Origin of the sequence: Streptococcus cristatus ATCC 51100 (assembly GCF_000222765.1) — a bacterium.
GTDB classification, from domain to species: domain Bacteria; phylum Bacillota; class Bacilli; order Lactobacillales; family Streptococcaceae; genus Streptococcus; species Streptococcus cristatus.
This window is the reverse complement of record NZ_AFUE01000008.1, coordinates 280,547-293,641: the sequence shown is the minus strand read 5'-3', so window position 1 is coordinate 293,641 and position 13,095 is coordinate 280,547. Positions and strand designations below refer to the sequence as shown.

The following is a 13,095-nucleotide window of genomic DNA, read 5'->3' as shown; positions in this document are numbered from 1 at the left end:
TTGGTATTACGGTTTATAAATTATACTTTTGGAATGTAAAGGTTGCCGAGTGTAGCAGCCATAACAGCTTTGATTGTGTGCATACGGTTTTCTGCTTGGTCAAAGTGGCGAGCGTATTTGCTGCGGAAGACTTCGTCTGTTACTTCCATTTCTTCTACGCCAAATTTTTCAGCGACATCTTTACCGTATACAGTATTTGTATCGTGGAATGCTGGCAAGCAGTGCAAGAAGATCAAGTCTTCATTGTCAGCTTTCTTCACCAATTCCATGTTAACTTGGTAAGGTTTCAAAAGTGCAACGCGTTCTGCGAATTTGTCTTCTTCACCCATAGATACCCAAACGTCTGTGTAAAGTACATCTGCACCTTTAACAGCTTCGTCTGCGTCTTCCGTGATGAGGATGTGTGCGCCGCTTTCTTTAGCAAAGCCTTCTGCCAATTCAACAATTTCTTTTTCTGGGAAGAGTTCTTTTGGTGAGAAGATGTGAACATTAACGCCAAGGATAGCTCCTGTTACGAGCAAGCTGTTGGCAACGTTGTTACGTCCATCACCACAGTATACCAATGTCAATCCTTCCAAACGACCAAAGTTTTCTTGAACTGTCAAGTAGTCAGCAAGCATTTGAGTTGGGTGCCATTCGTCAGTCAAACCATTCCATACTGGAACACCTGAGAATTCTGCCAATTCTTCTACCATGCGTTGGCTGAAACCGCGGAATTCAATCCCGTCAAACATACGTCCCAATACTTTAGCAGTATCTTCTGTAGATTCTTTCTTACCAAGCTGAATATCATTAGCACCAAGGTATTCTGGATGTGCACCAAGGTCGATAGCTGCTGTAGTAAAGGCTGCACGCGTACGAGTAGATGTTTTTTCAAACAAGAGAGCGATATTCTTACCAGCAAGATAGTGGTGCTGAATATTGCGTTTCTTCAAGTCTTTCAAATGAGCTGAAAGTCCGATTAGGTATTCTAATTCTGCACGAGTAAAGTCTTTTTCTGCAAGGAAGCTACGTCCTTGGAATACTGAATGTGTCATTCTGTTATTTCCTCTTTCTAGTTATTAAATTTCTATTGATAAATTGTCGAACACGAATTAAACTTCTTCACGTTCAAATGGCATAGACATACAACGAGGTCCACCACGGCCCCGAACCAATTCACTTCCGCGAATCTTAATCAAGCGAAGCCCGTATTCTTCCAAAATCTTGTTGGTTACGGTATTGCGGTCATACACTACTACCACACCAGGAGCGATAGTCAAGGTGTTAGAACCGTCATTCCATTGTTCACGTCCAGCTGCTACGATATTGCCACCACCACAACGAATCAAATGAACTTTTTCTACGCCAAGGTTTTGAGCCAGAAGCTCAGCCAAGTCACCTTTTTCTTCAACGATCTTCAGTTTTTCGTTTTCATAAGTGACTGAGTAAACACGAAGGTCGCCTTCGATTTCTGGGTGAATGGTGAACTTGTCATAGTCAACCATAGTGAAGACAGTGTCTAAGTGCATGAATTTACGGTTGTTAGCAAATTCAAATGCCAATACTTTCTTGAAGCCAACATTCTTCTTGAAGATGTTCACCAAAAGTTTTTCGATAGATGCTGCATCTGTACGTTGAGAAATACCAACTGCCAATACATCTTTAGAAAGAACTAACTCATCTCCACCTTCGATACGAGTATCTTCTTCACGGTTGTAAACCAATTCCACTTTTCCAGCATATTCTGGGTGATATTTGAAGATGTATTTACCGTAAAGTGTTTCACGGTTACGAGTATCAGCAAACATGTGGTTGAGCGATACGGCATTACCAATGGTTGCAAATGGATCGCGTGTGAAGTAAAGGTTTGGCATTGGATCAATCGCAAATGGATAATCTGATTCTACCAAGTCAGTCAGACCCTTCGCTTCGTCAGGAATTTCTGGCAATTCAGCTTTTTGAACCCCTGCCATTGTTTTTTCAACCAACTCTTGGTTGTCCTTGATACCATGCAGCAATTCACGAATAGCTTTCTTAGTTTCACGTCCACGAATATTTGCTTCTTCCAAATATTCTTCGATGAACTGTTCACGAATTTCTGGAGAAATCAAGGATTCAGCAGCCAATTTTTCGAGATAAAGAACTTCAATTCCTTCATCACGAAGAGCTTGAGCGAATGCATCGTGTTCTTTTTGAGCATCTTCCAAGAAAGGAATGTCATCAAAAAGAAGACGTTCTAGGTAGTCCGGTAGCAAGTTTTCCAGCTCTTTGCCCGGACGGTGCAACATAACTTTTTTCAGTTTTCCAATTTCTGAGAAAACATGAATTGGATGTGTAGACATCTATTGTCCTCCTTTTCGTTGAGGTTTGGTTTCCCAATCCCTTTTATGCTATTATTCTATCATGGATTGGAAAGGCTTACACCTAAAATCTTACATTACAAATGCCAAATCCTTTGCTTTTTTTATAAAACATTATCATATTTATTTATTTTAAAGCGTTTTCTTTGCATATTTTGGTTGTTCTATTATTTTTAGGAATATATATTTTTTTGTAAAAAATATATGTTCAATTAATATTAGAATATGATCAGAAAAAACTTTTAAATGTGTAAAAATGTTTGAAAAAAGCCAATCAAATGATTGATTAGCTCCCTTCAAAATATCTCATAAAGTAATCTTTATTCTTAAATGTCAATTTTTTATGCTCGTAGTCAATCGCTCCTTCTTCTCTTAGTTTTTTTAGAACCTGATTGACTGTTTCACGTGTGGTGGCTCCTAACTTGGCCAACTCTTTCATACTCATTGGAAATGGAAGTGTATCCTGCTCTTTGCACAGATCCATGCATAAAATAGATAGAGACTGGGTTACACGGTCCGTCGCACTTGCCGAGACAACATTGCGTAAGCGCAATTCCTGAAACTCTAAAATCTGTGATAAATGCTTGGTGATGAATAGCAGCTGATCCACATTCTTTTTTGAATAGTCTTCAAACAAGTCCATAGGAATGCTGAAATATTCGACATTGGTGACCGCGCTAGCCGTATAATGATAACGCTCATCGAAAAACATACCTCCATATGGAAACACACTATTCATTTTAATATAATCCATATAAGAAAAAGTATCAGTTGAATCATACTGTTCGATACGAACATAGCCTCGATGCAGGAGGAAAAGGCGATCTCTACGGTCCCCTGAAAAGAAGATAATCTGTCCCTTGGGAATCTTGCGGAATTGAATCTCAATAGCAATCTTATCAAAAATTTCCACAGGAAAATGTGCAAATGCTGGATGCCGTCTAATAATCTGATAATGTTCCTTATTGATCATAATAACCCTTCTTACTTGCTATTAGTATTATAGCATAAATCCGCTTCCAAAAACAGAAATTATCAGACTATTTTATTTTAGTAAAAAGAATAATATGAAAGTAAATCAGTAGCAATTTAGCTTTACTCGCTTGCTTCAAGAATTCGTTTTAAAAGTTCTATCAGACCGTTTAAATACTCCTGCTAAGTACATTAAGAATCCTTTTCTAACAAAAAGAGAGGCTAGGACCCTTTTGTCCTAACCTTCCCTTACTATCTAATCTTGTTTAAACCCTTACCTACTTTACTTGAGCTTGATTAAGCATTTTTTCCCTTAGTATCAAAAATGTTCACCAATAGAAACTTCTTAGTCAGAAATACCAGAGCAAGAAATTCTACCAAAATAATCACTTCAACCAGAATCGGCTGAGTCAGCCAACCAACTTGAACCAGAGCAGGAGCCAAATCAATCAAAGCATGAAAGCCCAGAGCCGCAAGAAAATAGCTCATTTTTTTGTCTTTGACAGCCGTCCAAACCCAGAAAGTCAAGAATACTTGGATTGCAAGTGCTAAAATCCGCTCGAAAGCCAGTAAGTAAATTTGACCTGCCTGTAGTTTTTGCACATAAGAAATCATCGTTTGGGGTAATTGCGCTAGCAAGGTGCTGTCCCCTTGGCTGACTAGATGAGCGAGGACAAACAGACTCAAGAGACCTGAAATGCCGATGAAAAGAGCTTCGATCCCGCCATGGCCTAAACCATAGGCTAGACTATCACCGATAGTCAGTGGACGCTTCTTTTGCAAATATCGAAAAATCACATAGCGCGCTGTCTCCTCAAAGATAGCCGCCGTTGCAATGCCATACAAAACATAGAGCAAGGGAGCATTTTTCATTAGAGCAATCGTTCCATCAGCCTGAGGCTGTAGAACCAATCGATGTAGGAGATTTTCGAAAATCTGACTAGACAGATAAAATCCAACCCCTCCCAAGAGGAAAACAAGCAGGGAAATCTGCTTGGTCTTTTTAAAATAAATTACTGGAATAACTACAGCGGCTAAAATCAGCACCATAGCAATCAAAATATGCGTTTGAAGCATGAAATCGTCTCCTCAACTATTAAAAGTTTTACTAGAATTATACCTTTTTCCTCCCAGATGTCAATCCTCTCAAAAAGCTGGTCAGAAAACTCATATTCAGAACAAAATGCGAGGATCAACTCCCATTCTACAACTATTTTCTATAAAACAGCCTCATTCAGCAGGTTCATTGCAGAGCCTAGTTGCTGGGCCGATTTTAATTCATGTTGACCCGGTGCCACTCATTGATGATATAGGCAATTTGACCGACCTGATCAATACCAACTCCGCTGATCTCCTCACTGGCCTCTGTGCTGCCACCTAGATAGGCTGTATAAAGTGCCACAATATAGGGCTTCTCCTCCATGACAATAGCATCAACATTAAGAGCCTCTCTAACATACCCAGGCTTTTGGTAAATTGTCAAATCGTATAAATAACGTTTATAATATTCACCAGGGAAGGAAACACCGATAAAATAAAGAATGTCCTTGTATTTTTCTTGATTATTCCACAGATACTCCAGAACTTGAATATAGTAGTCCGTTGTTGTTTTATTCTCTCTACTAATCGTCTTGATTTTAGCTTTTGACCGACCATACCTTTCAAACATGCTGTAGGCCTTATCCATACCACCTAATCGCTCTGCTAGCGCATAAGCGGGCGTATTTTCAGAGTAGACTAGGGAATACTCCTGCATATCAGGAATAGACATGGCGCCATTGAAGGCCGCTACATAGTTATCGTGCTCTCCCTTGTATTCATAGCTGGTGTTAGTAATATCAAACCGCTCTTCCAGCGATAATTTTCCTGCTGCTACCTCATCAACAACCAACATATTAAGGGGAAGTTTATAGGTAGATCCTGCTGTCATAGGCTGGGTATCATTCATGGCATAAGTTTGCCCACTCGTCAGATCTTTATAAGAAAAAGCAATCTGCGAAGAGTCAATTCCCATGTCATCCATGTAAGCCTGAACAACTTGTGGCAGCGTCATATTCGCATAATCGTAAGATAAACCCAAGGCTTCCATGGTCGGAAAATCCTGATCTATCACCTCTTGCCTCTCTTCTATTGTCTTGCCAGCACGCGCAGTCGCCTCAGATTTTGTTTCCTCTCCTTCTGTAGACTGTGAAGAAGCAATTGATTGACCTGCTTCTGCTATCTTTTTATCAGCTCGCTGTGGTTCCACCAAAAGACCCAAATAACAAATAAATAAGAAAACACCACTGAACCAGCAAGCCAGTTTCTTTATGTCATTTTTAATCAAAGTATTTCTCCTAATATTTTAGTATTATAAAAGATTCTCATTAAAATAACAAGTAGAAAGGTCAATTTAAGGGCATTTAAAAACGAATCATTGCGATCCGTTTTATAATTCTATTATTTAGCTGCTGCGTAAAGCTCATCTACTTTATTCCAGTTGATCACTGAGAAGAAAGCCTTGATGTAGTCAGGACGCACGTTGCGGTATTTCACGTAGTAAGCATGTTCCCAAACGTCCAAGCCCAAGATCGGTGTCTTCCCTTCTGAGATTGGTGTATCTTGGTTCGCTGTTGAAGTTACTTCAAGTTTCCCTTCTTTGTTGACAACCAACCATGCCCAACCTGAGCCGAAACGAGTTGTTGCTGCTGCAGTGAAGGCTGCTTGGAATTCTTCAAATGAACCAAATGTCTCATCGATCGCTGCTGCAAGTTCTGCTGAAGGAGCTGTCTTTTCAGGAGTCATCAATTCCCAGAAAAGAGCATGGTTCAAGTGTCCACCACCGTTGTTGATCACTGCTTGGCGAATATCAGCCGGAATAGACTCAACATCTGCCAACAGTTTTTCTAAGTCTTCACCAATTTCAGGGTGTTTTTCAAGCGCTGCATTTACGTTATTCACGTAAGTTTGATGGTGCTTGTCATGGTGAAGGTGCATTGTTTCCTCATCGATGTAAGGTTCCAAAGCGTCGTATGCATAAGGTAGATCTGGTAAAATAATTGCCATTTACTTGTCCTCATTTTCTTTATTATTATACAAATCATAACGTAAAAACGCACATTTTTCAACTATTTTGCTTATAAATTTTGCTAAGCTTTTAGAAGTTTCCTGTTGCGATTTTCAGCAAGGCGAGGTCGAAAAGGTAGTCCTTGTCATAAAGGCCAGACTTGATCTGGTAGTCCGTTTCAATCAAGCAGGTCAGGGTTCTTTTCAGAAAGTTGAGGCTAAGCCCACGCGCATCCTTAAGCGCAAACTTGACTTGGAAGGGATTCATCTTGCGGCCTAGATAGTCTGATAAGTCCGACACGATTTGGCTCTCAGATCGGCCATTATCCGCCAAAATTTTAACCTGAGTAAACATCCGAAATTGACCTAACATGATAGCAATCAACTTGATTTCATCTTCACCCTGCAAGGTTAGATCGCGCACCAAACTCCGTGCGGCATCAATTTGTTTCTGTAAAATCAGCTGGGTCAAATCAAAAATATTGTCCTGCAAGGTTTTAGGAATGGCCTCAGCGATGTCTTCTAAACTAATTTGCCCCGACTCCTTATAAGACTTCAGAAAAGCCAAGTTTTTACTGATTTCACTGAAATGAAAGCCTGATTTGATCAGCAAGTGGTCAAAAGCCTTCGGAGCAAAGTCCAGACCTTCAAGCTGGGCTTGTTTGGTAAAATACTGACGTAAGTCTGCTTCCTTAATCTCAGCTGCTTCAAAGATCTGTCCATCTCGCTTGAGTATCTTGACTAGTCGGCGTTTGCTGTCCAACTTGCCTTCCGCAAAAATAACCAATTTGGTCGTGCTACTAGGAGCTTCCAAATACTGCTCAAAGGACTTGAGCTCTTCATCCGATAAATAGCGCTTTTTTGCTGTCGTTAGATCCGCAAAATGATCTAAAATAATAATCTTTTCATCCGCAAAAAAGGGCAGGCTGACTAAATCTAACTCCACATCTGCATAAGACGTTTCTTTCATATCAAACAACGTGACATTCAAATCCGCTGGATCGTAGTGAATCTGCTTCATAAACTCGTCTTTTAACAGCTCAAATTGCCCCAAGTCGTCTCCCGTCAAAATCGTTAAAGGTGGAAGGTTTTCGGGAGTGATTTTCCTAATTTTTTCAATTGCTAACACAGTGGCACTCCCTTCTATTTTCTTGATTCTTAGTCATGTATAAATTGTAACAAAAAACAGCAGGAAAGTCTGCTGTTTTTCATCATTCTGACTAGAATATCAGAGACTAAAAGAATTGTCCCAACTGCATAAGTAGCGTGACTAAAAGGGTGATCAGAAAAAGAACGCCACCTAGAACTGCAATCATACTAAATTCTTGCTTCTCCCTTTTTAGGGGTTTCTTTCGATTATCTAGCTGTTCTCGTATATGTTCTTGTAAAATGCCATTATCCTTGTTAGACATCTGCTCCTCCTTTTCTGTTGATAGAAAGGAATTTGCTTTCATCGAAAGCAAGCCCTTGTCTTCTTAGCTTATAAAATTGCCTTGTAGGCTTCCAGATCAGCCTGATTCGCCACCTGTTTTTGCTTAGCAAGAGCAGCCTCCATTTCAGACGGAAGAGAGAGGACTCCCTGAATCTTACCCACCATGCCTGAGACATTTTCTGGCGCATAAATGTGATCATCCGCAATATATCGACGGCTATGACAAGTGTTTGTAAAACTGAGAATCAGCATGTTATTCTCAAAAGCTGTGCGACAAGCATTAAGGATTTCATCGCTGATATTGATATCCAGATACAAGTCACATCTCTCAAAAAGCTCTGCAACCTTGGCCGGACGAATATTTGGATAAAGCGAAACATTCGGATAACGATTGAGCCCCATCAAATGGCCAGACATTTCTGTGATGGCTCCAATATGGAAATGTACATTTGGTAGCTGAGTCAAGAGCTGCTCTATTTGCTCAAGCTGATCACTATTGGTCAAAATCAAGGCTTCTGGATTCATATTATTAAGACGCTGGTAATCATAAATATAACCAATATTGTGGAAATAGACTTTTTCTTCTGGTGTTGCCAAGCTTTGAATTTTCTCATATACCTGCCTGTCCTGAACAGCGATGCGGATATTGCGATGAGGCATTTTCATAGCTACTTTCATATTTCCAGGTAAGGCTTCTCCGATAGGCTCCTGCCAGAAAAGAACATCTTCTGCACGACCATTTTTAGGACGAAGAGCGTAGGCCACCAAGAAGGGGGTTGCTAGAGAATTATAAATAATACGATCTGTATCATATCCACGATATTGCAGATAAAAGACGACAAATTCTTGTTTGGATTTAAAGATGTGACGCTTTCCTTCAAGTGTCAAGATGATATCACCAGTCAGATGATTTTCCATAATCACCACGACATCATTCTGGTCAAAATAGCGAGTATGGGTCGGACGTTGTGTCTGATCGTAGGTTATTTGTGCGAAAAGGCGTCCTTTGCGATTGTAGATATCTGCTGCTCGAACCTGCCCCTCTGTATCCAGCCATTCGACAGCCCGAACACGTCTTTCATGCGTTGGTTGGCGATAGAAAATATTGGCACGCTTCTTGCCCATATCCAAGATTTCCCCATTTACATTGCTGGAGCGAATCTCCCATAGGTGCGGTTTGGGGACAAGATTAAAATAAATTGGACGGCCTTCTGGTGTATCCAAATCTCCCGTAAAATAACTGTAAGGAGACTCGACATCTGGTGAAAGATAGCCATCGTCTTGCACAACAACAACAGGACAATCAAGTCCTGTTGCTTTTAATGAACGTAATAAATCAAAACTTGCTTGATCATAGCGGTCAAACAAACAAATCATAGTGGTTATGCCTTTCTTTCTGAATCCTACTTAGTTGGTCTGAGCCGATCGAACTAGATCAGACCAGCGCTGGGCAATATGCTCATCAAGGTAAGGTTCAGCTACCTCATAGGATACACGGGACAAATCTTCTTGAGAGTGTTGAGTTAATAGCTGAACAATCTTTTCCGCATACTCTGTCGTCATGGCATCTAGATCATCTGGACGAGCCTTGGGAATCAGGTAGCCATTTTCTCCATCGCGGATAAAGGTCGGATTGCCATAACGAACATCAAAGCCAATGATAGGCAGGCCAGAACCTACTGCTTCCAACAGAGTCAGACCAAAACCTTCACTTGTCGATGCTGCTAGATAAGCAGAATAATTCTTGTAAATATCCGCCATATGATGATGCCCCATCAGTCGAATATAATCTTCTGCTTGCAGATCCGCAATCAGCTTCCGCAACATAGCTTCCTCACCACCGGTGCCATAGATATCAAAGGTGATTTCCGGTAATTGCTCATGCGCCTTCACTACAGAGTGAATTAGCCAATCGATATGCTTTTCACTGGCCAAACGAGAAGCTGTCATCAAACCAAAAGGTTTCCGCTGACCTTCTGGTCGGCGCAGCTGATCCAAGCTACCCACAGGAATAGTTAAAATATTCTTCGGCTTGATGTCGGTATATTGAGCAAACTGCTCTTTCAGAAGCTCCGTTTGAGCATCCGTCGAGTTGATGATATAGTCCACTTCTTCAGCATGTTCAAACTGATACTCATAATAGTTATTCCACAAAATATAGTCTTTCTCAGCAGGATTTTCACTAAAGTGGTCTGCATGAACGATAACAGCTAGTTTGGCAGCCCCCTTATTGGCGAAGATTGGCTGGCCAATATCTGTCTCTCGGTCTAGAATCAGTAAATCCTTATCTGTCAACTTCAAACTTCTCATGAAATGAGCAACAAACTCCTGCTTGGAGTAGAAGACCTGATCTGGAAAACGATAAACTTGCGTTTCTTGCTTACCGTCTACCTCATCGATAATCTCTTCGTAAGCCACACTACCGTCTTCATTGAGCCAAGTCCGTTGATAGAGACGAGCCCGACCATCTACAGGACTATAATACTCAATAAAGTTTTTAGTATAAGTATAATATTCTTTCTGAATGAGACAGCCACGCGAAACAATCTCTGCCCGCTCAATCAGTTCATTATCCATATCGCATGAGTAGCACGTTACGAAATCATTATCTCCAAACAGGATCCGAAAGGTTTTATTCTCAGGATTACGAACGATTTCTATAGGTTCTCTATCAAAACTAGCTAAAACATGTGCCAGAGTGTAGGTCGTTGGAGCAATCTTAACATCTGTAAAATACTGATAGAGCCAAATGACCTCAGAGTCTTCAAAGCCGATATTCTTCGTCAAATGTTCAATATTATCGGCTGAAATAAAATCCATAAAGATGAATTTTGCCTCTAAGCCCACACTGCGAAGCAATTTTGCACGATAAATTTGTGCGTACTCAACCCCGCTGCTTGCCCAACCAATTCCTAGGTTGATGTTATAAATTGTCATAAACCATGTTCCTCTTACAAAAGATTATCTTTTTTAATTCTTGAAAGGCGTTTGATGATTTTTCCTTTCTTCTTTTTCCCTTTTTCTTTATCTTCGTCTTTAGACTTTTTGACAGGAGAAGTGAAGTAAGTAACGGGAACAGAGCTATCTGTACCTGTCTTAGCAAATGTTTGCTCAATATTCACAACTTCTTTTTGTGGAGCAGAGATTTCTACTGGGACTTCTTCCTCACCAAAAATATCTGATTCGTTTACTTCTTCTTCGTGCGCTTCAAGAGAAGCTTCATCGAATAGACTTTCAGCTTCAACTTGCTCATTTGGAGCCTCGTCTTCTTCCAAAGGTGTATCAAACAAACGCGTAGCTTCATCTTCCTCTAAAGGAGTATCAAATATGCTTGCAAATTCGTCGTCTTCCGAAGCTTCCTCGATTAGACTTGCGATGTCAATTTGACCCTCTAAAGTTTCTTCGTCTAGAATCTGACCAATTTGACTAAGAAGCTCCTTGATTTTTTCCTTTTGCGCCTTATAGAGTTGTTCCGTTTCAAGACGTTTTTTCGTCAATTCATCGATCTCTTCAAGGATAGACGATCTTACTTGTAAGAAGTCTTTCTGAGCTTTCTCTAGAACCTCTTGAGCCTCTTTTTCTGCCTTTTCATGTGCTTCAATAATCAGCGATTTAGCATAAACAACGGCTTCACCGATTTCTCTTTCTTGGTTCTTTAAAGCATCAATTTTTTTACGTAAAGATTCAATTTTCTCATTCTTTTTACGAATTTCACTATCAAATCCTTCTTCTAACGATTCAATGTATTCTTCAACTTCCTTGGCACGATAGTTACCAAATAGGGTCTTTTTAAGTCTCATTCTGCTCCCTCTATTCTTCATTTATTCTAATTATATACTATCTTATCAATTGTAGCATAAAATGACGCTTATTACCATTGTTTTATAAGTCTCCGAGCAAAAAAATCAGGATACTACAAGAGCAAATAAAATTCTATCCACCTGCTAGTTCCATGGTTCTCTTAGTTTTGTAACCTTATTCTTTTATAAACAAAAATACCTGAATAGATGACATATAATCCATTCAGGTATTTTCTTAAAAGGTAACTAGTTGTAGACGCATCTACTTTAGAAATTGAGATCTACCCAGCTGAGAGGTGTATAGCCAAGAAGCTCAACGCCATCATATTCTACTGTTTTAACGATCTCTTGAATATTCGTTTTTAGCTCTTCTATTGATCGGCTATCTGACTCGTCTAATACTAGATCATCTTCCACAATAAATAGTGGCTTTTGATAGCGGTCATAAAGATTATTCATAGCTAGGCGAAGACCTACAGGATCAATTGGATTCTTATTGGTGTTATTATAGCCATATTTATTGATAAAGACTTCTTGAGAATTACTAGATGCATGGTAACTAAAGCTAACAAAATCAACCTTTCCGACTCGTAAGTCAAAGAAGTCATCATTTTCAATATCCAAAGCAATCTGCTCACGCTCTAATCGGCGCAAGAAATGGTTTGGATAAGAACCACGAACTTGTACATCTGTAAATACATAGTTTTCACGGTTCTTAACTTCTGCTTCCATCGCATCAATCGCACTATCTAGATTCTGACTATAGTTACGACTGACTACCAACATGCCACCAAATTGAAATTCTGGGTTGATTGATTTTCCAAGCTTAACAGCACGTGCCGAAGCGACCAATTGATAGTGAGCCGCCTGCCAGATTCGTTGGTTTCGATTTTCTCCATCTTCAAAAGACAGACCGCCACCAAGATATGGTAAATGGTGTAAAATATTAAATTCATTAAAGGTAATCCAATATCTTACCTTGTCTTTAAAATGTCTGAAAACAGCTTCTGTATAATGCTCATAAAGTTCAAGCATCTTGCGGCTCTTCCACGCACCGTATTTTTCATACAGATGAAGAGGAAGATCGAAATGACTTAAAGTTACAATCGGTTCAATGTCCTTTTGCAACACTTGATCAATGATAGCTTCATAATATTTCAAACCTTCTTCACTTGGCTGCGCTTCTTCTCCAGTTGGGAAAATGCGTGCCCAAGAGATAGAAATTCTATAAACATTGAAGCCCATCGATTGAATCATATTCAAATCACTAACATAATTCGGTTGACTCGCTAAAGTAAATTGCCCCAGAAGATCATAGGCACCTATTGGTACTTTTTTGTAGTTGATTTCCCCTGTCAGTACTCCTATACGTGGTTCACTAATTGGTAATACATCCGTCGTTCCCAAACCTTTATTGCTGTTGGGCATCGTATTTCTAATCATAATGACTCCTTTTGATTTTGTGAATATATGTGGATACTATTGTATCCTCTAGTATCTTTAA

At 39.8% G+C, this 13,095-nt stretch carries 12 protein-coding genes; all 12 read right to left on the bottom strand.

Annotated elements, in window-relative coordinates; all coding sequences use genetic code 11:
- Positions 1-20: 20 nt before the first annotated feature.
- Positions 21-1,037 (bottom strand): ornithine carbamoyltransferase, encoded by a 1,017-nt coding sequence (gene argF, locus HMPREF9960_RS08115; RefSeq protein WP_005590765.1) that lies wholly within the window; start codon positions 1,035-1,037, stop codon positions 21-23.
- 57 nt (positions 1,038-1,094) lie between these two features.
- Positions 1,095-2,324, bottom strand: coding sequence for an arginine deiminase (arcA, locus tag HMPREF9960_RS08110; RefSeq protein ID WP_005590767.1), 1,230 nt, complete (start codon positions 2,322-2,324; stop codon positions 1,095-1,097).
- A 304-nt stretch (positions 2,325-2,628) separates the two neighbouring features.
- Positions 2,629-3,315 carry a Crp/Fnr family transcriptional regulator gene (locus tag HMPREF9960_RS08105; RefSeq protein WP_005590768.1) on the bottom strand — a complete coding sequence of 229 codons (687 nt, stop codon included), beginning with the start codon at positions 3,313-3,315 and terminating at the stop codon, positions 2,629-2,631.
- Between the two features lie 296 nt (positions 3,316-3,611).
- Positions 3,612-4,391, bottom strand: a complete 780-nt coding sequence (locus HMPREF9960_RS08100; RefSeq protein ID WP_005590769.1) for a YhfC family intramembrane metalloprotease — start codon at positions 4,389-4,391, stop codon at positions 3,612-3,614.
- 196 nt (positions 4,392-4,587) lie between these two features.
- Complete coding sequence (locus tag HMPREF9960_RS08095; RefSeq protein WP_005590770.1) at positions 4,588-5,640, bottom strand: serine hydrolase; 1,053 nt, start codon at positions 5,638-5,640, stop codon at positions 4,588-4,590.
- 113 nt (positions 5,641-5,753) lie between these two features.
- Positions 5,754-6,359: a superoxide dismutase SodA gene (gene sodA / locus HMPREF9960_RS08090; protein ID WP_005590771.1), complete on the bottom strand. Its 606-nt coding sequence runs from the start codon at positions 6,357-6,359 to the stop codon at positions 5,754-5,756.
- Positions 6,360-6,450: 91 nt separating this feature from the next.
- A complete protein-coding gene (gene holA, locus HMPREF9960_RS08085) occupies positions 6,451-7,488 on the bottom strand; it encodes a DNA polymerase III subunit delta (protein WP_005590772.1) in 1,038 nt (345 codons plus the stop codon).
- 106 nt (positions 7,489-7,594) lie between these two features.
- On the bottom strand, positions 7,595-7,771 hold the full coding sequence (locus HMPREF9960_RS08080; protein ID WP_005592375.1) for a hypothetical protein: 177 nt from the start codon (positions 7,769-7,771) through the stop codon (positions 7,595-7,597).
- Positions 7,772-7,839: 68 nt separating this feature from the next.
- Positions 7,840-9,168 carry an accessory Sec system glycosylation chaperone GtfB gene (gene gtfB, locus HMPREF9960_RS08075; RefSeq protein WP_005592401.1) on the bottom strand — a complete coding sequence of 443 codons (1,329 nt, stop codon included), beginning with the start codon at positions 9,166-9,168 and terminating at the stop codon, positions 7,840-7,842.
- Between the two features lie 30 nt (positions 9,169-9,198).
- Positions 9,199-10,728, bottom strand: coding sequence for an accessory Sec system glycosyltransferase GtfA (gene gtfA / locus HMPREF9960_RS08070; protein WP_005592354.1), 1,530 nt, complete (start codon positions 10,726-10,728; stop codon positions 9,199-9,201).
- A gap of 14 nt (positions 10,729-10,742) precedes the next feature.
- Positions 10,743-11,591 (bottom strand): coiled-coil domain-containing protein, encoded by an 849-nt coding sequence (locus tag HMPREF9960_RS08065; RefSeq protein WP_005592329.1) that lies wholly within the window; start codon positions 11,589-11,591, stop codon positions 10,743-10,745.
- A 267-nt stretch (positions 11,592-11,858) separates the two neighbouring features.
- Positions 11,859-13,034 (bottom strand): family 1 glycosylhydrolase, encoded by a 1,176-nt coding sequence (locus HMPREF9960_RS08060; protein WP_005590779.1) that lies wholly within the window; start codon positions 13,032-13,034, stop codon positions 11,859-11,861.
- Positions 13,035-13,095 lie beyond the last annotated feature (61 nt).

Coding starts and splice junctions, on each gene's coding strand:
- argF (WP_005590765.1), bottom strand. CDS start 1,037: ATGACACATTCAGTATTCCAAGGACGTAGCTTCCTTGCAGAAAAAGAC.
- arcA (WP_005590767.1), bottom strand. CDS start 2,324: ATGTCTACACATCCAATTCATGTTTTCTCAGAAATTGGAAAACTGAAA.
- HMPREF9960_RS08105 (WP_005590768.1), bottom strand. CDS start 3,315: ATGATCAATAAGGAACATTATCAGATTATTAGACGGCATCCAGCATTT.
- HMPREF9960_RS08100 (WP_005590769.1), bottom strand. CDS start 4,391: ATGCTTCAAACGCATATTTTGATTGCTATGGTGCTGATTTTAGCCGCT.
- sodA (WP_005590771.1), bottom strand. CDS start 6,359: ATGGCAATTATTTTACCAGATCTACCTTATGCATACGACGCTTTGGAA.
- HMPREF9960_RS08080 (WP_005592375.1), bottom strand. CDS start 7,771: ATGTCTAACAAGGATAATGGCATTTTACAAGAACATATACGAGAACAG.
- gtfB (WP_005592401.1), bottom strand. CDS start 9,168: ATGATTTGTTTGTTTGACCGCTATGATCAAGCAAGTTTTGATTTATTA.
- gtfA (WP_005592354.1), bottom strand. CDS start 10,728: ATGACAATTTATAACATCAACCTAGGAATTGGTTGGGCAAGCAGCGGG.
- HMPREF9960_RS08065 (WP_005592329.1), bottom strand. CDS start 11,591: ATGAGACTTAAAAAGACCCTATTTGGTAACTATCGTGCCAAGGAAGTT.
- HMPREF9960_RS08060 (WP_005590779.1), bottom strand. CDS start 13,034: ATGATTAGAAATACGATGCCCAACAGCAATAAAGGTTTGGGAACGACG.